At 61.7% G+C, this 22,650-nt stretch carries 23 protein-coding genes; 9 read left to right on the plus strand and 14 right to left on the minus strand.

Annotated elements, in window-relative coordinates; translation table 11 throughout:
* The first annotated feature begins 9 nt into the window (after nucleotides 1-9).
* The gene (gene trpE / locus ACIPZF_RS09935) at nucleotides 10-1,488 is read left to right on the plus strand and encodes an anthranilate synthase component I (RefSeq protein ID WP_400798344.1); all 1,479 of its coding nucleotides are present in this window, start codon (nucleotides 10-12) and stop codon (nucleotides 1,486-1,488) included.
* 35 nt (nucleotides 1,489-1,523) lie between these two features.
* On the opposite strand, the gene estP is transcribed toward trpE, so the two are convergent.
* Nucleotides 1,524-3,425, minus strand: coding sequence for an esterase EstP (gene estP, locus ACIPZF_RS09940; RefSeq protein ID WP_400798346.1), 1,902 nt, complete (start codon nucleotides 3,423-3,425; stop codon nucleotides 1,524-1,526).
* A 374-nt stretch (nucleotides 3,426-3,799) separates the two neighbouring features.
* Here estP and ACIPZF_RS09945 point away from each other — a divergent pair, with 374 nt between their 5' ends.
* The 4 genes from ACIPZF_RS09945 (at nucleotide 3,800) to ACIPZF_RS09960 (ending at nucleotide 7,156) form a co-directional block, all read left to right on the plus strand.
* Entirely contained in the window at nucleotides 3,800-4,393 is a 594-nt protein-coding gene (locus tag ACIPZF_RS09945) for an aminodeoxychorismate/anthranilate synthase component II (protein WP_400798349.1), read from the plus strand.
* A 9-nt stretch (nucleotides 4,394-4,402) separates the two neighbouring features.
* Nucleotides 4,403-5,452 (plus strand): anthranilate phosphoribosyltransferase, encoded by a 1,050-nt coding sequence (gene trpD, locus ACIPZF_RS09950; protein ID WP_400798351.1) that lies wholly within the window; start codon nucleotides 4,403-4,405, stop codon nucleotides 5,450-5,452.
* Nucleotides 5,449-6,282 carry an indole-3-glycerol phosphate synthase TrpC gene (trpC, locus tag ACIPZF_RS09955; protein WP_400798354.1) on the plus strand — a complete coding sequence of 278 codons (834 nt, stop codon included), beginning with the start codon at nucleotides 5,449-5,451 and terminating at the stop codon, nucleotides 6,280-6,282. Before trpD ends, trpC begins: the two co-directional genes overlap by 4 nt.
* Nucleotides 6,283-6,451: 169 nt before the next feature.
* Complete coding sequence (locus tag ACIPZF_RS09960) at nucleotides 6,452-7,156, plus strand: biotin/lipoate A/B protein ligase family protein (protein ID WP_400798357.1); 705 nt, start codon at nucleotides 6,452-6,454, stop codon at nucleotides 7,154-7,156.
* Here the strand turns inward: ACIPZF_RS09960 and crp are convergent.
* Nucleotides 7,153-7,797 (minus strand): cAMP-activated global transcriptional regulator CRP, encoded by a 645-nt coding sequence (crp, locus tag ACIPZF_RS09965; RefSeq protein WP_400798360.1) that lies wholly within the window; start codon nucleotides 7,795-7,797, stop codon nucleotides 7,153-7,155. The genes ACIPZF_RS09960 and crp overlap by 4 nt on opposite strands.
* A 192-nt stretch (nucleotides 7,798-7,989) precedes the next feature.
* On the opposite strand from crp, the gene ACIPZF_RS09970 reads away from it, so the two are divergent.
* Nucleotides 7,990-8,412 carry an OsmC family protein gene (locus ACIPZF_RS09970; protein ID WP_004376171.1) on the plus strand — a complete coding sequence of 141 codons (423 nt, stop codon included), beginning with the start codon at nucleotides 7,990-7,992 and terminating at the stop codon, nucleotides 8,410-8,412.
* 40 nt (nucleotides 8,413-8,452) lie between these two features.
* On the opposite strand, the gene ACIPZF_RS09975 is transcribed toward ACIPZF_RS09970, so the two are convergent.
* The 6 genes from ACIPZF_RS09975 to hemJ all read right to left on the minus strand — a co-directional run bounded on the left by ACIPZF_RS09975 (nucleotide 8,453) and on the right by hemJ (nucleotide 12,882).
* Nucleotides 8,453-9,493 carry a DUF2157 domain-containing protein gene (locus tag ACIPZF_RS09975; RefSeq protein ID WP_400798363.1) on the minus strand — a complete coding sequence of 347 codons (1,041 nt, stop codon included), beginning with the start codon at nucleotides 9,491-9,493 and terminating at the stop codon, nucleotides 8,453-8,455.
* Nucleotides 9,494-9,502: 9 nt separating this feature from the next.
* Nucleotides 9,503-10,150, minus strand: coding sequence for a 2-polyprenyl-3-methyl-6-methoxy-1,4-benzoquinone monooxygenase (gene coq7 / locus ACIPZF_RS09980; protein WP_400798366.1), 648 nt, complete (start codon nucleotides 10,148-10,150; stop codon nucleotides 9,503-9,505).
* A gap of 66 nt (nucleotides 10,151-10,216) precedes the next feature.
* Complete coding sequence (locus ACIPZF_RS09985; RefSeq protein ID WP_003255518.1) at nucleotides 10,217-10,555, minus strand: histidine triad nucleotide-binding protein; 339 nt, start codon at nucleotides 10,553-10,555, stop codon at nucleotides 10,217-10,219.
* A gap of 64 nt (nucleotides 10,556-10,619) precedes the next feature.
* On the minus strand, nucleotides 10,620-11,402 hold the full coding sequence (locus ACIPZF_RS09990) for an SDR family NAD(P)-dependent oxidoreductase (RefSeq protein WP_400798369.1): 783 nt from the start codon (nucleotides 11,400-11,402) through the stop codon (nucleotides 10,620-10,622).
* Between the two features lie 67 nt (nucleotides 11,403-11,469).
* Nucleotides 11,470-12,426: an NAD(P)H-dependent flavin oxidoreductase gene (locus ACIPZF_RS09995; RefSeq protein WP_400798372.1), complete on the minus strand. Its 957-nt coding sequence runs from the start codon at nucleotides 12,424-12,426 to the stop codon at nucleotides 11,470-11,472.
* Nucleotides 12,427-12,456: 30 nt separating this feature from the next.
* Nucleotides 12,457-12,882 (minus strand): protoporphyrinogen oxidase HemJ, encoded by a 426-nt coding sequence (gene hemJ, locus ACIPZF_RS10000; RefSeq protein WP_400798375.1) that lies wholly within the window; start codon nucleotides 12,880-12,882, stop codon nucleotides 12,457-12,459.
* Nucleotides 12,883-13,024: 142 nt separating this feature from the next.
* On the opposite strand from hemJ, the gene argC reads away from it, so the two are divergent.
* Together argC and erpA are read left to right on the plus strand one after the other, a co-directional pair.
* The gene (gene argC, locus ACIPZF_RS10005; RefSeq protein ID WP_400798378.1) at nucleotides 13,025-14,059 is read left to right on the plus strand and encodes an N-acetyl-gamma-glutamyl-phosphate reductase; all 1,035 of its coding nucleotides are present in this window, start codon (nucleotides 13,025-13,027) and stop codon (nucleotides 14,057-14,059) included.
* Between the two features lie 146 nt (nucleotides 14,060-14,205).
* On the plus strand, nucleotides 14,206-14,556 hold the full coding sequence (gene erpA / locus ACIPZF_RS10010; RefSeq protein WP_400798381.1) for an iron-sulfur cluster insertion protein ErpA: 351 nt from the start codon (nucleotides 14,206-14,208) through the stop codon (nucleotides 14,554-14,556).
* A gap of 53 nt (nucleotides 14,557-14,609) precedes the next feature.
* On the opposite strand, the gene ACIPZF_RS10015 is transcribed toward erpA, so the two are convergent.
* Together ACIPZF_RS10015 and ACIPZF_RS10020 are read right to left on the minus strand one after the other, a co-directional pair.
* Nucleotides 14,610-15,701: an anhydro-N-acetylmuramic acid kinase gene (locus tag ACIPZF_RS10015; RefSeq protein WP_400798384.1), complete on the minus strand. Its 1,092-nt coding sequence runs from the start codon at nucleotides 15,699-15,701 to the stop codon at nucleotides 14,610-14,612.
* A 4-nt stretch (nucleotides 15,702-15,705) separates the two neighbouring features.
* Nucleotides 15,706-17,124 (minus strand): peptidoglycan DD-metalloendopeptidase family protein, encoded by a 1,419-nt coding sequence (locus ACIPZF_RS10020; RefSeq protein ID WP_400798386.1) that lies wholly within the window; start codon nucleotides 17,122-17,124, stop codon nucleotides 15,706-15,708.
* Nucleotides 17,125-17,339: 215 nt separating this feature from the next.
* On the opposite strand from ACIPZF_RS10020, the gene tyrS reads away from it, so the two are divergent.
* Entirely contained in the window at nucleotides 17,340-18,539 is a 1,200-nt protein-coding gene (tyrS, locus tag ACIPZF_RS10025) for a tyrosine--tRNA ligase (RefSeq protein ID WP_400798389.1), read from the plus strand.
* Between the two features lie 366 nt (nucleotides 18,540-18,905).
* Here the strand turns inward: tyrS and msrQ are convergent, their stop codons facing one another.
* The 4 genes from msrQ to ilvC all read right to left on the minus strand — a co-directional run bounded on the left by msrQ (nucleotide 18,906) and on the right by ilvC (nucleotide 22,630).
* Complete coding sequence (msrQ, locus tag ACIPZF_RS10030; RefSeq protein WP_400798392.1) at nucleotides 18,906-19,520, minus strand: protein-methionine-sulfoxide reductase heme-binding subunit MsrQ; 615 nt, start codon at nucleotides 19,518-19,520, stop codon at nucleotides 18,906-18,908.
* The gene (msrP, locus tag ACIPZF_RS10035; protein WP_400798395.1) at nucleotides 19,520-20,533 is read right to left on the minus strand and encodes a protein-methionine-sulfoxide reductase catalytic subunit MsrP; all 1,014 of its coding nucleotides are present in this window, start codon (nucleotides 20,531-20,533) and stop codon (nucleotides 19,520-19,522) included. The genes msrQ and msrP overlap by 1 nt, the downstream gene beginning before the upstream one ends.
* Nucleotides 20,534-20,611: 78 nt before the next feature.
* Complete coding sequence (gene pssA, locus ACIPZF_RS10040; protein ID WP_400798398.1) at nucleotides 20,612-21,463, minus strand: CDP-diacylglycerol--serine O-phosphatidyltransferase; 852 nt, start codon at nucleotides 21,461-21,463, stop codon at nucleotides 20,612-20,614.
* Nucleotides 21,464-21,613: 150 nt separating this feature from the next.
* Entirely contained in the window at nucleotides 21,614-22,630 is a 1,017-nt protein-coding gene (ilvC, locus tag ACIPZF_RS10045; RefSeq protein ID WP_003250043.1) for a ketol-acid reductoisomerase, read from the minus strand.
* Nucleotides 22,631-22,650: the final 20 nt, after the last annotated feature.

Consider the following 22,650-nt stretch of genomic DNA (forward strand, 5'->3'; position numbering starts at 1 on the left):
AGGCTACTCATGACCCGCGAAGAATTCTTGCGCCTGGCCGCTGCTGGCTACAACCGCATTCCCATGGCCTGTGAAACCCTGGCCGACTTCGACACCCCGCTGTCGATCTACCTGAAGCTGGCCGACCAGGCCAACTCGTACCTGCTCGAATCGGTGCAAGGCGGTGAGAAATGGGGCCGTTACTCGATGATCGGCCTGCCATCGCGCACGGTGATGCGCGTGCATGGCTACCATGTCAGCATCCTGCAGGATGGCGAGCAGGTCGAAAGCCATGAGGTGGAAGACCCGCTGGCCTTCGTCGAAACCTTCAAGGACCGCTACAAGGTCGCCGATATTCCTGGCCTGCCGCGCTTCAACGGCGGCCTGGTCGGCTACTTCGGCTACGACTGCGTGCGCTATGTGGAAAAACGCCTGGGCGCCTGCCCGAACCCTGATCCACTCGGTGTGCCGGACATTCTGCTGATGGTCTCGGATGCCGTGGTGGTATTCGACAACCTGGCCGGCAAGATGCACGCAATCGTGCTGGTCGACCCGTCCGAGGAGCAGGCTTTCGAACAAGGCCAGGCGCGCCTGCAAGGCTTGCTGGCCAAATTGCGCGAGCCGATCACCCCACGCCGCGGCCTGGACCTGAGCCGGCCGATGGCGGCCGAGCCGGCGTTCCGCTCCAGCTTCACCCAGGATGACTACGAGCGCGCGGTGGACACGGTCAAGGAATACATCCTCGCCGGTGACTGCATGCAGGTGGTGCCGTCGCAACGCATGTCGATCGACTTCAAGGCAGCGCCGATCGACTTGTACCGGGCACTGCGTTGCTTCAACCCGACGCCGTACATGTACTTCTTCAACTTCGGCGACTTCCACGTGGTTGGCAGCTCGCCTGAGGTGCTGGTGCGTGTGGAAGACAACCTGGTCACCGTGCGGCCGATTGCCGGTACCCGCCCGCGCGGTGCGACCGAAGAGGCGGACCGTGCCTTGGAAGACGACCTGCTTTCTGACGACAAGGAAATCGCCGAGCACCTGATGCTGATCGACCTGGGCCGCAACGATGTGGGCCGGGTGTCGTCAACCGGTAGCGTGCGCCTGACCGAGAAGATGGTGATCGAGCGTTACTCCAACGTGATGCACATCGTTTCCAACGTCACCGGCCAGCTGGCCGAGGGGCTGACCGCCATGGACGCACTGCGGGCGATTCTGCCGGCGGGTACCTTGTCGGGGGCGCCGAAGATTCGCGCCATGGAAATCATCGACGAGTTGGAACCGGTGAAGCGGGGCGTCTACGGTGGTGCGGTGGGTTACTTCGCCTGGAACGGCAACATGGACACCGCGATTGCCATTCGTACCGCAGTGATCAAGGACGGCGAGCTGCATGTGCAGGCCGGCGGCGGTATCGTTGCCGATTCGGTGCCGGCGCTGGAGTGGGAAGAAACCATCAACAAGCGCCGGGCGATGTTCCGGGCGGTGGCCTTGGCTGAGCAGGCGCCTGCCTAGTAAATTGTGCAGCCCCCATCGCGGCCCCCGACAATTCAAAAGTCGACGCTGACCCCCAAGCTCACCCCCTGCTGGGTCAACTCATCACTCTTGCGCCAGTTGTAGTTCCCGCGCAAGTGCACCCCAGCCACCAACTCATGGCTCACCCCCAGGCTCGCCCGGGTCAAATCACTGTGCGGCGTATACCCGGTCAAGGTGAAGTCATTGGCCGGCAATGTCGTCAAATGCATCGTCACATCCTGCTGGTCATCCTCGAACTCATGTTCCTGCGCCACTTCGGCGAACAGCTTGGTGCTCGGCAACACCTGCACACTGCCTAGCAGCCCGACACCCAAGCGTCGCGACGTACGCTCCTGGTCGTCGAAGCCCAGGGCTGTCGCACGCCCGCTCTTTTCCTCATAGCCATCGACCTTGACCCGCGCATAGTCGGCGCTGATGAACGGCGCCAGTTGCCAGTTGCTGCTATCGGCCGCCAGGTTGTAGCCCAGGCGCCCGGTCACCGCCCAGGCTTCGCCATCGGTGTCGCCTTTTTCGCTGCGGTCATTCACGCCCAGGGCGAACGTGCGTTTCAGGTCGCGGTAGTCCAGGTGCCCGGCGCTCAGCGCGGCGTCTGCCCACCAACGGTCCTGGCGGAACTGGGCGAAGGCACTGGCCAGGTAGCTGTCGAGCTTGTAGTCCGAGTCCTGTTCGCCTGCCTCCAGTTTCTGCCGGTAGACACCGCCGGCAAGCCCCAGGCGCCAGGCATCGTTCAACCGGTAACTGCCACCGAGGGTCAGGTTGTAGCCGCGCCCATCGGCGTTGGCCGCACTGCGTTGGTCGTCGAAGTCCAGGTCTTGCGCACCGGTGGCGACGAAGGCTTGCCACTGGCCGACCGCTTGCCAGGGCGTCTGCCACTGGTTGCGCAATTCATCCTGATGCGCGCGCAGGCTGGCATGGGCGATTTCCGGTAACAGCGTCAGCTCCCACGGGGCGGAGAGGATCGAGTAGCCGTAATCGGCGATCAGTTGCTGGCCGGCGATGGTCGGGTGCACCGAGTCGTTGAACAGCAGCTTGGTCGGGTCGGGATTGCTGCCGTTGATGCCATACACCGGATTCTCCACGCAGCTGTCGCCGCTATAGCAGGTGCCAACCAGATTCTGGTCACTGGCCAGGCCGAATTGCGTCGGGCTGGCCAAGGCTTCGCTCAGCAGCACCGGAATATTCAGCGGGATGATCTCGGCGTCGATCTGGCCGAGTTGGCTGACCAGCGCCTGGTTGAACACGCCGGAGAGTTGCGACAGCGGATTTTGCTGCGGGGTGCCGCTGAAGTTCGGGGTCTGGCCAAGGTCGGGGAGCAGCCAGACCATGATGTAGCGGGCCCCGCCCCGTTGCAGCGCCTGGGCGCTGGCGGCCAGGCGTGAACCGGCGGCTGCGGCATCGGCGGGGCTGTTCACCAACCCTTGCAGGAAGTCGTTGCCGCCGCCAGTCAGGTAGTAGAGTGCGTTGGGGTCGGCGCGCAGCCCGTTGGCCAGATAGCCGGGTTTCTCCCGCAGCACCAGGCCAGCCCCTGGTTGTCCGGGGGGGATGACCGCTTCTGAGGTATTCGTGATCGAGTCGAGAATCTGTTGGGTGGTATAGCCGCCGACAGCCCAGTTATTGCCATCGGCAATTCCGCGGGCGAGGTTGCCGGGCGAAGTCGAAGGTCCGAGTTCGCTTCCTCCAAAACCGAGTTTCGCGCCGAGAATCATGGGTGATACAGGTGCGAAATTGCCGTCGGCATCACGGTTGGTAAACCGCTGCCCCGCAGTACCGCCGGTCAGGTCGGGAAACTGCCCGGCATCGGCCAGGCTGTCGCCGAAGGTGATCATCGTCGAGTAAGGGGAGGGGGCCGCCAATGCCTGGCTGCAAGCCAGCGCCAACGTAGCCAGGGTAAAGCGCAGTAACGGTGCTTTTTGCATCGATGAACATCCTTTTCATTGTTTTTATGAGGTCAACCCGATCGACCATAGCAAATCGCCGGGCAGGCCTTCCAAGTCCATTCGTTTCCCGGTGTTTACCGGCATATTGCGCCCGCCGCCTCGGTAGGCTACTGTGCCTGCAAGTATGAGCGAGACTTATCCTGTGTTGATCGTCAGCAAACTCTTGATGCGCGTTATCAAGGCCCACGCCCGTTGGCGTTGGCGCGCCTGACTTTATCCCCTGCCGGCCAGCCCGGCCCGTCCCTGTTTGCCTTCCTGTTCGTTTCCGAATGCCGTTAGTGGCAGCGTCGTGTCTGATTAAGGCGTAGGAAGGTTCGACTTTTAAAGTCAGTAGATTCTAGAGGTTCAGCCCGATGTTACTGATGATCGACAATTACGACTCATTCACTTACAACGTCGTTCAATACCTTGGCGAGCTCGGTGCCGAGGTCAAAGTCATTCGCAACGACGAAATCACCGTGGCCGAGATTGAAGCGCTCAACCCCGAGCGCATTGTTGTCTCGCCTGGCCCGTGCACGCCGAGCGAAGCCGGTGTATCCATCGAAGCCATCCTGCATTTTGCCGGCAAGCTGCCGATCCTTGGCGTTTGCCTGGGGCACCAGTCCATCGGCCAGGCCTTTGGCGGTGATGTGGTGCGTGCCCGCCAGGTCATGCACGGTAAGACCAGCCCGGTATTCCACCGCGACCTGGGCGTGTTCGCCGGCCTCAACAATCCACTCACCGTAACCCGCTACCATTCCCTGGTGGTCAAGCGCGAAACGCTGCCGGATTGCCTGGAAGTGACTGCCTGGACCGCCCATGACGATGGCTCGGTCGACGAGATCATGGGCCTGCGCCATAAAACGCTTAATATCGAAGGGGTGCAGTTCCACCCCGAGTCGATCCTGACCGAGCAGGGCCACGAGCTGTTCGCCAACTTCCTCAAGCAGACCGGCGGCCGCCGCTAAGGACCCAGCATGGATATCAAGAGCGCGTTGAGCCGTATCGTCGGCCACCTGGACCTTTCCACCGAAGAGATGCGCGATGTGATGCGCCAGATCATGACTGGCCAGTGCACGGAGGCGCAGATCAGCGCCTTCATGATGGGCATGCGCATGAAGAGCGAGAGCATCGACGAGATCGTCGGCGCGGTTTCGGTGATGCGCGAACTGGCCGACAAGGTCGAGCTGAAAAGCCTCGATGGCGTGGTCGACATCGTCGGTACCGGTGGTGATGGCGCCAACATCTTCAACGTGTCCACGGCCTCGGCGTTCGTCCTCGCTGCGGCGGGCTGTACTGTGGCCAAGCACGGCAACCGGGCTGTTTCCGGTAAAAGCGGCAGCGCTGACCTGCTGGAAGCCGCCGGTATCTACCTGAACCTGACGCCAACCCAGGTCGGGCGCTGCATCGACAGCCTCGGCATCGGTTTCATGTTCGCCCAGACGCATCACTCCGCGATGAAGCATGCTGCCAGCCCGCGCCGCGACATGGGGCTGCGCACCCTGTTCAACATGCTTGGCCCGCTTACGAATCCGGCCGGTGTGAAGCACCAGGTAGTCGGTGTGTTCAGTCAGGCTTTGTGCCGCCCGCTGGCTGAAGTACTCCAGCGCCTGGGCAGCAAGCACGTGCTGGTGGTGCACTCGAAGGACGGCCTGGACGAGTTCAGCCTGGCTGCCCCGACCTTCGTTGCCGAGCTGAAGAACGACCAGATCACTGAATATTGGGTCGAGCCTGAAGACCTCGGCATGAAGAGTCAGAGCCTGCACGGCCTGGCGGTCGAGAGCCCGCAGGCGTCGCTGGAGCTGATCCGGGACGCGTTGGGCCGGCGCAAGACCGAAAACGGGCAAAAGGCCGCAGAGATGATCGTGCTCAATGCGGGCGCGGCACTGTATGCAGCCGATCATGCCATGACCCTTGCTCAGGGTGTGGAACTGGCCCACGACGTACTGCACACCGGGCTGGCCTGGGAGAAACTGCAGGAGCTGGGTGCCTTTACAGCGGTATTCAAGGTGGAGAACGAAGCATGAGTGTCCCGACGGTGCTGGAAAGGATCATCGCCCGCAAGTTTCAGGAAGTTGCCGAGCGCAGTGCCCGCGTCAGCCTCGCCGAACTGGAGCGCCTGGCAAAGGCGGCCGATGCGCCGCGCGGCTTTGCCAATGCACTGATCGAGCAGGCCAAGCGCAAGCAGCCCGCGGTGATCGCCGAAATCAAGAAGGCTTCGCCGAGCAAGGGTGTCATCCGCGAGAACTTCGTGCCGTCGGAAATTGCCGTCAGCTACGAAAGGGGCGGGGCGACCTGCCTGTCGGTACTGACCGATGTGGATTATTTCCAGGGTGCTGACGAGTACCTGCAGCAAGCGCGTGCCGCCGTGTCGCTGCCGGTGATCCGCAAGGACTTCATGGTCGACCCGTACCAGATCGTCGAGGCTCGTGCGCTGGGTGCCGACTGCGTGTTGCTGATCGTCTCGGCGCTGGACGACGTGAAGATGGCCGAACTGGCCGCCACGGCCAAGGATGTCGGCCTCGATGTGCTGGTCGAGGTGCATGACGGCGACGAATTGGAGCGTGCGTTGAAAACCCTGGACACGCCACTGGTCGGGGTCAACAACCGTAACCTGCATACCTTCGAAGTCAGCCTGGAAACCACCCTCGACCTGCTGCCACGTATCCCGCGTGACCGCCTGGCCATTACCGAGAGCGGCATCCTCAACCGTGCCGATGTCGAGCTGATGGAGATCAACGAGGTGTACTCGTTCCTGGTCGGTGAAGCGTTCATGCGGGCTGAGCAGCCAGGGTTGGAGTTGCAGCGGTTGTTTTTCCCCGAACAGGTGAAGAAGACTGTTCAGCAATTGGACTGATAGAAACGTAGAGCCGGCGTAATGCCGGCTTTTTTGTGCGTCTGTACTGGCCTCTTCGCGGGGCAAGCCCGCTCCCACATGTTCACTGCAATGTCGAACTTGGTCAATTTCCTGTGGGAGCGGGCTTGCCCCGCGAAGAGGCCAGTGAGCCCAACAACAAAGGTGGACAATGACTGACCAACCTCTGGCCCTGACCGTCGAACAAGGCCTGCATGCCGAACAAGACCTGCTGGCCGCCGTCTGCCGTGGCGAGCGCGAAAGCGGCGTGTTGTTCTGGCGCCCCACCGACCATGCGCTGGTCATGCCGCGACGCATGAGCCGGCTGGACAATTTCGAGGCAGCCTGTTCGGAGCTGGCGATCGCCGGCTGGCCGGTGTTGCTGCGCGAAACCGGCGGCGAGCCAGTGCCGCAGTCGCATTCGACAGTGAACGTAGCGTTGGTCTATGTGGCGCCTCGCAGCGAAGGCGACCACGGCCGTATCGAGCGCGCCTACGAGCGTTTGTGCCTGCCGCTGTGCGATGTGTTGCGCGAATGGGGCGGCGTGGCTTCGGTCGGCGAAATCGACGGCGCTTTCTGCGATGGCCGTTACAACGTCAACCTCAACGGCCGCAAGCTGGTCGGCACCGCCCAGCGCTGGCGCCAGGGCCTGGGCGGCAAGCGCCCAGTGGTGCTGGTGCACGGTGCGTTGCTACTGGATAACGAGCGCGAGTCGATGGTTGCGGCAGTCAACCGCTTCAATGAATGCTGCGAGTTGGAGCAGCGCTGCCGGGCCGACAGCCATATCGCCCTGCACGAAGTGGCCCCCGAAGCGCCCTGGTTCGAGCGCCTGTCGCGGGCGTATGACGAAGTGTTGGCGGCCCTGCCAAAAGATTAACGGGTCCCGTAGACCACCATGGTCTTGCCCTTGACCTGTACCAGGCTGCGTTCCTCGAGGTCTTTGAGGACGCGGCCGACCATCTCCCGCGAACAACCGACGATACGGCCAATTTCCTGACGGGTGATCTTGATCTGCATGCCGTCCGGGTGAGTCATGGCATCCGGCTGCTTGCACAGGTCGAGCAGGCAGCGGGCCACCCGGCCGGTGACGTCGAAGAATGCCAGGTCGCCGACCTTGCGTGTGGTATTGCGCAGGCGCTGGGCCATCTGGCTGCCGAGGGCGTAGAGGATGTCCGGGTCGTGGCGGGCCAAGTCGCGGAATTTGTCGTAGCTGATTTCCGCCACTTCGCATTCGGTCTTGGCGCGTACCCAGGCACTGCGCTGCTGATCGCTGCCTGTGGATTCGAACAGGCCGAGTTCGCCGAAGAAATCGCCGCTGTTAAGGTAGGCGATGATCATTTCGTGGCCTTCATCATCCTCGATGATGATGGTTACCGAACCTTTGATGATGAACGACAGCGTTTCAGCCCGGTCACCGGCACAGATGATGTTGCTCTTGGCGGTGTAGCGGCGGCGCTGGCAGTGCACCAGCAGCTTGTCGATATTCTTGATCTTGGCGGGTAGGGCGGAGGCAACCATCACGAAATCCTGTTCGATGCGACGCATAGGCTCTTGTTAGTGATCGACTGCACGCGACGCGTCAGTCAATTGGCGCCAGCTTATCAGACACTGCAAGATGTTTCGGTACTAATGCGACGCCTGTTGAGCTTTTCCGACAGGCATACAAGGCTTAAGCTGACACCCTTTTGCGAAATTCAGGAGTACGGACAGATGAAGGCACGCATCCAGTGGGCCGGTGAAGCAATGTTCCTCGGCGAATCGGGGAGCGGCCACGTGGTGGTGATGGATGGCCCGCCCGAAGCCGGTGGCCGTAATCTGGGCGTGCGCCCGATGGAAATGCTCCTGCTCGGCCTGGGCGGCTGCAGCAGCTTCGACGTGGTCAGCATCCTGAAGAAATCGCGCCAGGCTGTGGAAAGCTGCGAAGCTTTCCTGGAAGCCGAGCGCGCCAGCGAAGACCCGAAGGTATTCACCAAGATCCACATGAACTTCGTGGTGAAAGGCCGTGGGCTGAAGGAGGCGCAGGTCAAGCGTGCGGTCGAGTTGTCGGCGGAGAAGTACTGCTCGGCGTCGATCATGCTCGAGCGCGCTGGCGTGGAAATTACCCACGGCTATGAGATCGTAGAGCTGGGTTGAGTGCAAAATCCTGGGGCCGCAACAGCGGCCTCGGCGATCTTCAGTTGCGCAAGGCGGGTAGAGCGACCAGCAACCAGCGTGGTAAACGACGTCGCAATGACTGGCTCAAATGCTCCCGCCGCTTCTGATACGCCAACCCCAAGCCGATAATCGCCAACCCGATCAGCGTCACCACCACCGGGAATAGCAACGATTCGGCAAACACCTCGTAAGACAGATAGCCCAGATAAGCCGCTACCCCCAACGCCCCGAAGACCATGAACATTGGCCGGCGCAGCAGCACCGCCATTGCCATCAGCCCAAGGTTGATCAGGCAATACAGCGCCTTCCCCAGTTCACTGTCGCTCTCCATCATCGTCAGCCCGCCCCAGAATGCCGCCAAGCCGGCCAGGTAGCCCCACTGGGCGTAATCTTCGCGGGTACGTCCGTCGACCAACAGGACTATCAGCAGCAACCCTAGCCCGAACCACAGTGAAACCGTGCGCCGCTGATCCCAGGTAAATGGCGAGCCAAACACCCACTCGCTGAGGTCCATCGACATGAACCATAACGCGACGGCGATCGGCATCACGATGAACGGGTAGGGGATCAAGCGCAGCATCAGCAAACCGGCGACTACCGTGGCGGCTTCCATCACCAGCCAGCCGCCCTGCACATAGGTGTAGTACTGGTGGTAGTCGGTTTGCCGGTCATCCAGTGGCCACCAGCCGACCAGGCGTTCGATGGCAAATACGGCCAATGGCACGATACTCACTGCGACTGCCGCCAGCACGCCGGCGGCGATGGGTTGCTGGCGCTTTTGCAGGTTGAGGGCGAACAGGGTGAGCAGGGCAACGTACAGCGAAGCGATGACCAGCAGCGCCCAGTCGCCGATCTGCATCCAGGCCTCGGTCAGCAACCAGCCCATCGCTGCCATGATCAGCAGCGCGCCGAAGTAGAACGCGACATGGGCCAGCTGGAAGCTGCCACGTGTCGCTGGCTGCTGGCGCAGGAAATCCAGCAGAGCCTGGTCCTGGCCCGGCTGGAGAATACCGGCTTGCACGGCGCGCGCCAGGTCCTTGGCGTCGATACGGTCCGTCATGGCTGTGCCTCAGATGCGGTAGGTGCTCTTGGTCATGACCTTGGCCAGCATGCTCATGCCGAAACGTACCGGCGCCGGGAAGCGGTAGCCGCCGGCTTCGAGGGCGGATTCGGCATGTTGCTCTTCATCCACGCGCATCTGTTCGAGAATGGCGCGGGATTTTTCGTCCTCGTCGGGGATCTGTTCCAGGTGTTCATCCAGATGCTTGCACACCTGATGCTCGGTGGCGGCGACGAAGCCCAGGCTGACTTTATCGCTGACCAGACCGGCGAGGGCGCCGATGCCGAACGACATGCCATAGAACAACGGGTTGAGCACGCTCGGGTGGCTGCCCAGCTGGCGGATGCGTTGTTCGCACCAGGCCAGATGGTCGATTTCCTCCTCGGCAGCATGCTCCATGGCCTTGCGCACCTGCGGCAGCTTGGCGGTCAGGGCTTGGCCCTGGTACAGCGCCTGGGCGCAGACTTCGCCGGTATGGTTGATGCGCATGAGCCCGGCAATGTGGCGGGTCTGCTGGTCGTCCAGTTCGACGTCCGGCTGGACGATGGCCGGGGACGGCCGGGATGGTTGGCCGCTGAAGGGCAGCAAGGTGCGCATTGCGGTATCGGCCTGCAGCAACAAGCGGTCGAGCGGCGAGTAGTGACGTTCGGTAGCCATCGGGCACCTCCGCTGAAGTGATGCCCGACAGTCTACCTCAATCGCCCGGGGCGGGCTTGCCTTGGGTCAGCCCGGCGGCCAGTTCATCTGGCGCTGGCCAAGCACGTGCATGTGGATGTGGTAAACGGTCTGGCCGCCCTTAGGGTTGCAGTTCATGACCACACGGAAGCCTTCTTCGCAGCCTTGCTCGACCGCAAGGCGCTGCGCGGTGAACAGGATGTGGCCAGCCAGGGCCTTGTCCTCTTCGGTCAAGTCATTCAGGGTGCGGATATGTTTCTTCGGGATGACCAGAAAGTGAACGGGCGCCGCTGGGGCAATGTCCTTGAAGGCCAGGATCTGGTCATCTTCGTAGATGATGTCAGCCGGGATTTCCCGGTTGATGATTTTGAGGAAAAGATCGTCCACAGCACTTGCTCCATGGTGAGTGTCCCGGCCGAGTGTACTGAGCCAGGCGCTGATCGCCCAGTGGCTATTCCATTCCGACGGGGCAGTAACGGCGGTGGATGAAGCCAGCAACCTTGCGTGTCAGCCAGCGCGGCAGCAGGCGTGGGGTAAACGCCAGCCAGCGGTTGCGGCGCCCAGGCATGATCAACGCGCGGTTGCGCGCCAGCGCGCGCACGGTGTACAGCGCGACTTCCTCGGGGCTCAGGCAGCGGCTGTTGCCTTCGAGCCTGGGGATGCGACGGTGCGAAGAGCGCACCGGGCCGGGGCAAAGGACCGAAACCTTGATGCCGGTGGGCTTCAGTTCTTCGCGCAAGGCTTCAGTGAAACTCATCACGTAGGCCTTGCTGGCGGCATAGGTGGCCATCGTCGGGCCCGGCGCCACGGCGGCCAGGCCGGCGATATTGAGAATCTGCCCGCCGCCTTGCACGGCCATCAGGTTGCCGATGGCGTGGCACAGGCGGCTCATGGCGAGGATGTTCACTTCCAGCAGGTCTTGTTCGTCGGCCCATTCGTGGGCGAGGAAGGGGCCGTAGGTGCGTTGGCCGGCGCAGTTGACCAGCAGGTCGATGCGCCGCTCGCCTTCTTCAAGTTCGAGCACGAACCCAGACAGGCGCAGCGGCTGGCTGAGGTCGCAAGCGCGCAACAGCACTTCGACGCCGAATCGCTGAGTCAGCTCGATGGCCACCGGCTCCAGGGTTTCGCGATGGCGTGCCACCAGGATCAGGTTGCGCCCGCGCCGTGCCAGGGCTTCCGCGAGAGCCAGGCCCAGGCCGCTGGAAGCACCAGTGATCATGGCGTAACGGGTCATGCAAGGCTCCTGGGGGCTGAAGAGGGCGCTTAGTGTACAGCTTGGCCCGGCAAGGTGTTGCCTTTTGCTACAAGGCCTTGGTGTGCAAAGCGTGGCTACGTTCCAGGGCTGCCTGATACTCGCGGTGCAGGCGTTCGATCAATGCCGCGGCGGTCGGCAGGTCATTGATATCACCTACGCCTTGGCCGGCGGACCAGACGGTTTTCCAGGCCTTGGCTTCATCATCGATGGGTTTGAGCTTGCCTTGGTCGTGGCCTGTTTTCAGCGCGGCCATGTCATACCCGGCCTGCTCCAGGCTCGGGCGCAGGAAGCTCGCCGGGATGCCGGACACCGCAGGGGTGTGGACGATGTCTGCGGCATGAGCATCGAGCAGCATCTGTTTATACGCATCCTGCGCGTGGCTCTCCTGGGTGGCGATGAAGCGCGTCCCCATATAGGCCAGGTCGGCGCCCAGTACCTGAGCGGCGAGAATCTCGTGGCCGTGATTGATGCAGCCGGCCAGCAGCAGGGTCTTGTCGAAGAACTGGCGGATTTCAGCCGCCAGGGCGAACGGGCTCCAGGTACCGGCATGGCCGCCGGCACCTGCCGCCACGGCGATCAGGCCATCGACGCCTGCCTCGGCGGCTTTCTCGGCATGCCGCCGTGTGGTCACGTCATGGAATACCAGGCCGCCGTAGCTGTGCACGGCATCCACCACTTCCTTTACCGCCCCAAGACTGGTGATGACGATCGGCACGCGATGTTCGACGCACAGCGTGAGGTCTGCCTGCAGGCGTGGGTTGGTGGGGTGGACGATCAGGTTTACCGCATACGGCGCTGGTGCTGGTAGCTGCGCCAGGCCTGCTTCGATTTCTTCGAGCCAGGCCTTGAAACCGGCGCTGTCACGCTGGTTCAGGGCCGGGAAGCTGCCGACCACGCCGCTGCCGCAGCAGGCCAGGACCAACTGAGGGTTGGAAATCAGGAACATCGGCGCGGCCACCACGGGCAAGCGCAGGCGTTGTTCGAGCGAAGCGGGCAGGGACATGGGCAAGGCTCCAGTGCAGGACGGTTATCGTCAGAACGGTTTGACCACCACGAGAATTACGATACCCAGCAGGATCAGCACCGGCACCTCGTTGAACCAGCGGTAGTACACGTGGCTGCGGGTGTTGGTGCCGTTGGCGAAGCGTTTACGCTGGGCGCCGCAGATGTGATGGTAGCCGGTGAGCAGGATCACCAGGGTAAGTTTGGCGTGCAACCAGCCCTGGCTCAGCCAGCCGGGAGTGAGGTACAGCATCCAGGCACCGAACACGTAGGTGGCGATCATCGCCGGGTTCATGATGCCGCGGTACAGCTTGCGCTCCATGGTGATGAAGCGTTCCTGGCTGATGCTGTCCTCGCTCTGGGCGTGGTAGACGAACAGCCGCGGCAGGTAGAACAGGCCGGCAAACCAGCAGACCACGCTGACGATGTGCAGCGCTTTGATCCATAGGTAGAGCATTTATAGAGTTCCTTCAGGTATTCACGGTCGTCAGATAGTAGAGGCCAAGCGCCCGAAGGGTCACCCGAAGAGTTGTTACAGACGCCCCACGCCCCTATTATCGTGCGCTTTCCAGACGGCTCGTTGATAAGGGGCAAGCGTTATGATCAAGGTCGGTATCGTCGGCGGCACGGGTTACACCGGGGTCGAACTGTTGCGTCTGTTGGCGCAGCATCCACAGGCCGAAGTGGCGGTCATCACTTCGCGCTCCGAGGCGGGCGTGGCGGTCGCCGACATGTACCCGAACCTGCGCGGCCACTATGACGGCCTGGCGTTCAGCGTGCCGGACAGCAAGGCCCTGGCAGCCTGCGACGTGGTGTTCTTCGCTACCCCGCATGGCGTCGCTCACGCCCTGGCCGGTGAGTTGCTGGCAGCCGGGACCAAGGTCATCGACCTGTCCGCCGACTTCCGGCTGCAGGACGCTGCCGAGTGGGGCAAGTGGTACGGTCAGCCACACGGCGCGCCAGAGCTGCTCAAGGATGCCGTCTACGGTCTGCCGGAAGTCAACCGTGAGAAGATCCGTCAAGCGCGCCTGATTGCTGTGCCAGGCTGCTACCCGACCGCTACCCAACTGGGCTTCCTGCCGCTGCTCGAAGCCGGCCTGGCCGACCCGTCGCGCCTGATCGCCGACTGCAAGTCGGGCGTCAGCGGTGCTGGCCGTGGCGCTGCGGTGGGCTCGCTGTTCTGCGAGTCGGGCGAGAGCATGAAGGCCTATGCGGTCAAGGGTCACCGCCACCTGCCGGAAATCAGCCAAGGCTTGCGCCTCGCCGCGGGCACGGACATTGGCCTGACTTTCGTGCCGCACCTGACGCCAATGATCCGCGGCATCCATTCCACCTTGTACGCAACGGTCGCTGACAAGTCTGTCGACCTGCAGGCGCTGTTCGAAAAGCGCTATGCGAACGAACCGTTCGTCGACGTGATGCCAGCCGGTAGCCACCCGGAAACCCGTAGCGTGCGCGGTGCCAACGTCTGCCGTATCGCCGTTCATCGCCCGCAGGATGGTGACCTGGTGGTGGTGCTGTCGGTGATCGACAACCTGGTCAAGGGCGCGTCGGGCCAGGCGGTGCAGAACCTGAACATCCTGTTCGGCCTGGACGAGCGCATGGGCCTGTCCCACGCTGGCCTGCTGCCGTAAGCGTTTGCCAGTCGAAAAGGTCCGCCGCGCGCGGACCTTTTTGTTTGCCGCGACTAAAGCCGCACAATTCTTGACCGATTTTCTCGGAGAAGCGGATAATGCGCGTCATCGAGTTTTATGGCGGCAACTGCGCCGGGAGAGTCAACATGAGCGTCGAAACCTTCACCCCCACGGCTTTGGAGTTCACCCAAGGCGCTGCGCACAAGGTGAAGACCCTGGTTTCGGAGGAAGGCAATGATCGCCTGAAACTGCGGGTTTTCGTGACTGGCGGCGGCTGCTCGGGTTTCCAGTACGGCTTCACCTTCGATGAAGATGTGGCTGAAGATGACACCATCGTCGAGCGCGAAGGCGTGTCGCTGGTGGTCGACCCCATGAGCTTCCAGTACCTGGCGGGCGCCGAGGTGGACTATCAGGAAGGCCTGGAAGGTTCGCGCTTCGTGATCAAGAACCCGAATGCTTCCACCACCTGTGGCTGCGGTTCATCGTTCTCGATCTGAGCCCTGGCTGAACGAAAACGCCGCGCAATTGCGCGGCGTTTTGCTTTGTCGGATCAGGCCGGGTAGATCGCACCAAGCACCCGAAGCCCCTTGGCTGCCGTCACACTCGGGCGGTTGGCGGCAATGCCTTCCAGGCAGCAGTGGGCGAGCCAGGCAAAGGCCATGGCCTCGACCCAGTCCGGGTCGACGCCATGTGCCCCGGTGCTGGTGACCTGAGCATTGGGCAATAGTGCGCCAAGGCGGGCCATCAAAGCACCATTGCGCGCTCCACCACCACACACCAGGAGTGCTTCGGTGCCTTGCTGGGCGCTCTGCAGGGACTCGATGATGCTGCGTGCGGTCAACTCCAGCAGGGTGGCCTGGACATCTTCATCTCGGTAGTGCGGCAGGCGGGCGAGGTGGCCATCCAGCCAAGGCAGGTTGAACACTTCGCGGCCGGTGCTCTTCGGGCCACTGCCGGCGAAGAAAGGGTCGCCCAGCAGGCTGCTGAGCAAATCGGCTTGAACCACGCCACTGGCGGCCCAAGCTCCATCGGCATCATACGGCTGACCGCGCTTGCGCTCGATCCAGGCATCCAGCAGCACGTTGCCCGGGCCGCAGTCGAAGCCGTGGACCGGCTTGTCGTGATCGATCAGGCTGAGGTTGCTGAAGCCACCCACGTTGAGGATGGCCAGGCGCTGGCCCAGGTGGCTGAACAGCGTTTCATGAAACGCTGGCACCAGGGGCGCGCCTTGGCCGCCCGCTGCCACATCGCGACGACGGAAGTCGGCCACCACGCTGATGCCGGTGAGTTCGGCGAGCAACGCCGGGTTGCCGATCTGCACGGTAAAGCCGCGGGCGGGCTCATGGCGAATGGTCTGCCCGTGGCTGCCAATGGCGCGGATAGCGTCAGCCTTGAGCCCTTGCTTGGCCAGCAGCTGCCGGATCCCTTCGCCCGCCAGGCTGGCCCAGCGGTTCTCCGCCAGTGCAGCGCGTGCGATCTCGTCAGGCCCACTGGCGCACAGGGCGAGCAACTGCTGGCGCAGCTCGCCGGGCATTGGCAGATAATGGGTGGCGAGCAGTTCGAGCTGCTCGCCTTGTTCGATCAAGGCGATGTCCAGGCCATCGAGGCTGGTGCCGGACATCACCCCCAGGTAGAGCGCCATGCGATCAGCGCTTGTTCGCGGTGAGCAGGGTGGCTTTTTCCTGGTCCATACGGGCTACCAGTGGCTGGCTCTGCTGCAGGAAGCGCTGGCGCTCGGCCTTGGCGATCGGGTCGGCCATCGGCACTTTCTGGCTCAGCGGGTCGACGTGGACGCCGTTGACCTGGAATTCGTAGTGCAGGTGGGGGCCGGTGGACAGGCCGGTGGTACCGATGTAGCCGATGATCTGGCCCTGCTTCACGCTGCTGCCGGTCTTGATGCCCTTGGCAAAACCCTGCATGTGGCCGTAGAGCGTCTTGTAGCTGTTGCCGTGGGCGATGATCACGGTGTTGCCGTAACCACCACGGCGGCCAGCCAGTTCGATGCGGCCGTCGCCGGCAGCCTTAATGGGTGTGCCACGTGGCGCGGCGTAGTCGACGCCCTTGTGTGCGCGGATCTTGTTCAGGATTGGGTGCTTACGACCAGCAGAGAAGCGCGAGCTGATGCGGGCAAAGTCCACGGGTGTACGGATGAATGCCTTGCGCAGGCTGTTGCCGTCGGCAGTGTAATAGCTGGTGTTGCCTTGCTTGTTGGTGTATCGCACTGCGGTGTAGGTCTTGCCGCGGTTGGTGAAGCGCGCGGAAAGAATGTTGCCGGTGCCGACGACCTTGCCGTCCATGACCTTCTGCTCGTAGACCACGTCGAATTCGTCGCCTGGGCGGATGTCCTGAGCGAAGTCGATGTCGTAGCCCAGCACCTTGGCCATGTCCATGGTCATGCTGTGGGACAGCCCGGCGCGCTGGGCCGAGGCCGACAGCGAGCTCTTGATCACGCCATGGGCGTAAGCGGTACGTATCAGCGGCTTGCTGATTTCGCGATCGAAGGTATAACCCTTGGCGGTCTTGGTCAGGCGGATGGTTTCGAGGTTGCTGACCTTGCTGTGCAGGCTGGCCAGTTGGCCTTCCTTGTCGAGCTCGAACTGCAGCACCTGGCCATGCTTGAGCTGGCTGAACTGCTTGGCCTGCTTGTTGCTGGCCAGCAGGTCGTGCACGGCATTGGCGGGCAGGCCAACCTTGGCGAACAGGGTAGACAGCGTGTCACCGCGCGCCACAGTGATTTCGCGGTGGCCGGGGTCCTTGGCTTCGGGTTTCTGTTCAGCTGCCGGGGCTTGTTGTGCAGCTTGCTCGGTTTGCGATTCGGCGCCTTCAATCTGTGCGAAAGGCGAACCTTGATCGGCACCAGCTTGCACCAGAGGTGCGGCGTTGGATTCGTCCTTCAGTTGCTCGGCTGGGCTTTCCAGTTCGAGGCTGAGGGTGGTCTTTTTGGCTTCGACTTCGCTGGAGGGAAATACCAGCAGGGCCAGGCTGAGCAGGGCGGCGATGCCACTGGCGGCCAACAGATGGCTTTTCGGATAAAGCGGGGGCGCTTTAGGCGTTTCGTTGGTCATAGGTAGGTGACTTTTGAAGAAAAATGAATATGGAAAAGATGAATGACATGATGAAGATGAAATAACTGTATAAAATATAACCAAATCCAGTTTCGCGCAAGGGCGCGTAGACGCCGCAAGGCTGCGGTCAGGTCACATTCCATTGCGAAACTTGTATTTGATGGCCGATCTTGTATGGTTGGCTCCCCTTGAATCTGAGCCTTGCGGGTCTGTCTATGAAGTCGGTTGAAGAGCAGCTGGCGCTTATCAAGCGCGGTGCGGAAGAAGTGTTGGTCGAGTCGGAACTGGTGGAGAAGCTCAAGCGCGGCCAGCCTCTACGTATCAAGGCAGGTTTCGACCCGACCGCGCCTGACCTGCACCTGGGGCACACCGTGCTGATCAACAAGCTGCGCCAGTTCCAGGAGCTGGGCCACCAGGTCATCTTCCTGATTGGTGACTTCACCGGGATGATCGGCGATCCGAGCGGCAAGAGCGCGACGCGCCCGCCGTTGACCCGCGAGCAGGTCCTGGAGAATGCCGAGACCTATAAACAGCAGGTCTTCAAGATCCTTGACCCGGCCAAGACCGAGGTTGCCTTCAACTCCACCTGGATGGACAAGCTGACGCCGGCCGACTTCATTCGCCTCGCGTCGCAGTACACCGTGGCGCGCATGCTCGAGCGCGATGACTTCGATAAGCGTTACACCACCAATCAGCCGATCGCCATTCACGAGTTCCTTTACCCGCTGGTGCAGGGTTATGACTCGGTGGCGCTGAAGGCTGATGTTGAGCTGGGAGGTACCGACCAGAAGTTCAACCTGCTGATGGGACGTGAGCTGCAGCGCTCCTATGGCCAGGAAGCACAGAACATCGTGACCATGCCGTTGCTCGAAGGGCTCGACGGCGTTAAGAAGATGTCCAAGTCGCTGGGCAACTATGTGGGTATCCAGGAAGCGCCGGGTGTGATGTACAGCAAGCTGGTGTCGATCCCCGACACGCTGATGTGGCGTTACTTCGAATTGTTGAGCTTCCGTTCGATGGAGGAGATCGAGCAGTTCCGAGCCGATGTTGCCAATGGTGCGAACCCTCGCGACATCAAGATCAAGCTGGCGGAAGAGATCGTGGCGCGGTTCCATGGTGAAGAGGCTGCTGCCAACGCTCACCGTGCGGCGGGCAACCGTATGAAAGAGGGTGAGTTGCCGGAAGACCTGCCCGAGATCGAGGTTGCTGCGGCTGAAGACCTGCCAATCGCTGCCGTGTTGAACCGTGCGGGGCTGGTGAAGAACTCGGCGCAGGCGCGGGATCTGCTTAATGGTGGTGCCGTGAAGGTCGATGGTGCGGTGGTTGATCGCGATTTCATGTTCAAGCTTGGCGCGACCCATGTATGTCAGGCGGGCAAGAAGGCATTTGGCCGGGTCAGCCTCAAGGCTGAGTGATTGCCCGGAGTTTGTAGCTATATAGAAGCGGGGAGGCCGAAAGGCCTCCCCGCTTTGTTTTTTTGGGGCGTTGCTGGCGGGTGCTTGTCTTGAGGTTTCTTTCGTTCTTGAGATCGAGCGCCGCCCGCGCGGCGCATCGCGGATAAAATCCGCTCCTACGTTTGTTTCCGGCCAATTATGTCTGTGGGATTTGCGCGCGGCCGCCTTGGTGCCCCACGCGATACCGAGTCTTACAAACAAGGCGGTCGCGCGCGGCGCTCACTGACGTTACTGGCCAAAAACAAACGTAGGAGCGAGCGTTGCTCGCGATGCGCCGCGCGGGCGGCGCTCGATCTCAAGAACAAAAAACCCTCAAGACAAGCACTTCTACGAAACCACCCTCCCCCGCCGCCCAACAATCCTAGGCACCCGCCGCGCCACCGCCGGGACCCGCAACACCATGAGCAATGCGCCAACCGCCGCATAGATCGCCCACTCGCGCAGGTCCGAGCGAACGATCCACAGGAAATGCAGCAAACCCAAACCGAGAATTACATACACCAGCTTATGCAGCTTCTTCCAGCGCGCACCCAAGCGGCGCTGGCTGTAGCGATTGGAGGTCACCGCCAACGCCAGCAAGCCAAGGAAACCCAACGCACCCACAATAATGTAGGGCCGCTTGCGTAACTCGACGGCAAACTGCCCCCAATCCAACCCCAGGATAAAGAACAGGTAACAAAGGATGTGCAGCACTATATAAGCAAAGCACCACAACCCCAGCTGACGACGCACCACGATCCAGCCCGACCACCCCGTCAGCTTCTGCAGCGGAGTCATGCTCAGCGTGATCAAAAGGAAGATCAACGCCCCCAACCCCAACCGATCCATCAGGATCTTCCCTAGGTCCGGCCCCAGCAGGCTCATTGCCGCTTCATATAGCCACCAGAGCGGAAACAGACAGCCCACGATAAAAATAGCCAAACGCAGCCAGGGATAACGCATCAGTAGTTCTTCCGCAGATCTAGCCCGGCGTACAGCGACGCCACTTCATCAGCGTAGCCATTGAACATCTGTGTCTGCCGCACGTTCGGGCTGAACAGGCCGCTGGGCAATCGCCGCTCACGCGCCTGAGTCCAGCGCGGGTGGTCGACCTCAGGGTTTACGTTGGCATAAAAGCCATATTCATCGGGAGCCAGGCTCTCCCAGGTAGTGCGCGGCTGCTCGGCCACCAGACTGATCCGCACGATCGACTTGATACTCTTGAACCCATATTTCCACGGCACCACCAGGCGCAGCGGTGCACCGTTCTGATTGGGCAGTTCGCGGCCATACATGCCGACCGCGAGAATGGCCAGAGGATTCATCGCTTCATCCAGGCGCAAGCCTTCTTCATAAGGCCATTTGATCAACGCGAAGCCCGAGCGTTGGCCCGGCATGCTCTGCGGATCCTGCAGGGTTTCGAATCGCACATAACGCGCCTTCGACGTCGGCTCGACCTGCTTGAGCACTTCAGCCAGGGGAAAGCCCAGCCAAGGAATGACCATCGACCAAGCCTCGACACAGCGCAGTCGATAGATACGCTCCTCAAGCGCGTGGGGCTTGACGAAATCTTCCAGGGCATAGCGACCAGGCTTGCCCACCTCGCCATCGACCACCACTGACCACGGCTCTGTCTTCAAGCTCCCGCCATTGGCTGCCGGGTCGCCCTTGTCAGGCCCGAACTCATAGAAGTTGTTGTAGTGAGTAGCATCCTTGAACGGCGTGATCGCCTCGTCCTTGACCGTAACGGCCTGCCAGCGTGTACCGGCGAGCTTATCGCTGAACCAGGCAGGCGCTGCGCCCGCCTCGACACCTGCGTAACGCGATGCCTCGGCCGCTCGCGCGGCAAACGGCACAGCACCCAGGGCAAGCCCGGCGAGCGAGCCACCCAGCAGAGTGCGGCGGGAAAGATAGATGCCTTCGGGGGTGATCTCCGATGCCTTGCAGTCGGAAGACCGGGGAAGCTTGATGAGCATGACGGCTCCATAGCACTGGATAACGGATGTACCAGTAAGACTATGGAGCCTGAGGGTTATTCCATCATTAAATCATTGTCACGCCTTGCGACGACGACCACGCAGCAGGTACTGAATCGGCCCTGATGCCGCGTAGGCAAGGAAGATCAGCAGCAGAATGCGTGGCGGGTCGCTGAACACCACAGCGAACACCAGAACCACGGCCAGGATCGCGACGAAAGGAACACGTCCCTTGAGGTCCAGCTCCTTGAAGCTGTTGTACTTGATGTTGCTGACCATCAGCATGCCGGCTGCGGCAACCAGCAGCGCCACCAGGAACGACAGCTTGGAGCCCTGAATGCCATAGTCGCTGAAGGCCCACACGGTACCTGCGACCACACCCGCGGCAGCCGGGCTGGCCAGGCCGATGAAATAACGTTTGTCGGCGGTACCGACCTGGGTGTTGAAGCGCGCCAGACGCAGCGCAGCGCCAGCCACATAGATGAAGGCGACCATCCAGCCGACCTTGCCCATGTCACCCAGCGCCCAGCCAAAGGCCAGCAAGGCCGGGGCAACTCCGAAGGCGACCATGTCCGACAGCGAGTCGTACTCGGCACCGAAGGCGCTCTGGGTATTGGTCATGCGCGCGACACGGCCATCGAGGCCGTCCAGCACCATGGCCACGAAGATGGCAATGGCGGCAAAGGCGAAGTACTTGCTCGCCTCGCGCGGGTCGCCGGCACTCAAGGCGCTCTGCGCGCTCATCGAGTTGATGATGGAATAGAAACCGGCAAACAGGTTGGCGGTGGTAAACAGGTTGGGCAACAGATAGATGCCGCGATGGCGCACCTTGCGCCCTTCGGCGTCATGCCCTTCTTCAACGTGCTCATCGACAGGTAGCAGGCTTTCGGCGTCGGAGGGCTTGTTCGGCTCTTCGGGACGTTCGCTCATGGAGGGTACCTTGCAACAGGATGGAAAATGTTCGACACGGGCCTGCGAAACCGGTTCTGAAGGCAGGCCACTGGTCTGCTTTATACCAGATGCTGACCGCCAGAACGAAAAAACGCGGCCGAAGCCGCGTTTTCCATCGTTCGATCAGACTTAGTTCTTGGTCTTGTCGACGATTTTGTTAGCCGAAATCCACGGCATCATCGAGCGCAGTTGCTCGCCGATGATTTCGATACCGTGAGCGGCGTTGTTGCGGCGCTTGGCGGTCATCGATGGGTAGTTGGTGGCGCCCTCGGAGATGAACATCTTCGCGTATTCGCCGTCCTGGATGCGCTTCAGAGCGTTGCGCATGGCCTTGCGGGATTCTTCGTTGATGACTTCCGGACCGGTGACGTACTCACCGTATTCAGCGTTGTTGGAGATCGAGTAGTTCATGTTGGCGATGCCGCCTTCGTACATGAGGTCAACGATCAGCTTCAGTTCGTGCAGGCACTCGAAGTAGGCCATTTCCGGCGCGTAGCCCGCTTCGACCAGGGTTTCGAAACCGGCTTTGACCAGCTCGACGGTACCGCCGCACAGAACGGCCTGCTCACCGAACAGGTCGGTTTCGGTCTCGTCCTTGAAGGTGGTTTCGATGATGCCGGTACGGCCGCCGCCAACGCCCGAAGCGTACGACAGAGCGACGTTCTTGGCGTTGCCCGAGGCGTCCTGGTAGATAGCGATCAGGTCAGGGATGCCGCCGCCTTTGACGAACTCGGAACGTACGGTGTGGCCTGGGGCCTTCGGCGCGATCATGATCACGTCGAGGTCGGCACGTGGCACGACCTGGTTGTAGTGAATCGAGAAGCCGTGAGAGAAGGCCAGGGTAGCGCCCTTCTTGATGTTCGGCTCGATCTCGTTTTTGTACAGGGCGCCCTGGAACTCGTCCGGGGTCAGGATCATCACCAGGTCGGCCGCAGCGACAGCGGTGGCAACGTCGGCGACTTTCAGGCCATGGGCTTCTGCCTTGGCAACGGTGGCCGAACCTTTACGCAGACCGACGGTAACGTCTACACCGGAGTCCTTCAGGTTGCACGCCTGGGCGTGGCCTTGGGAACCGTAGCCGATGATGGCGACTTTCTTACCCTGGATGATGGAAAGGTCGCAGTCTTTATCGTAGAAAACTTTCATGAAAATACCCCTGGTTATAT

It is taken from the genome of Pseudomonas sp. NPDC089752 (assembly GCF_044748725.1).
In the GTDB taxonomy this organism is placed as follows: Bacteria; Pseudomonadota; Gammaproteobacteria; order Pseudomonadales; family Pseudomonadaceae; genus Aquipseudomonas.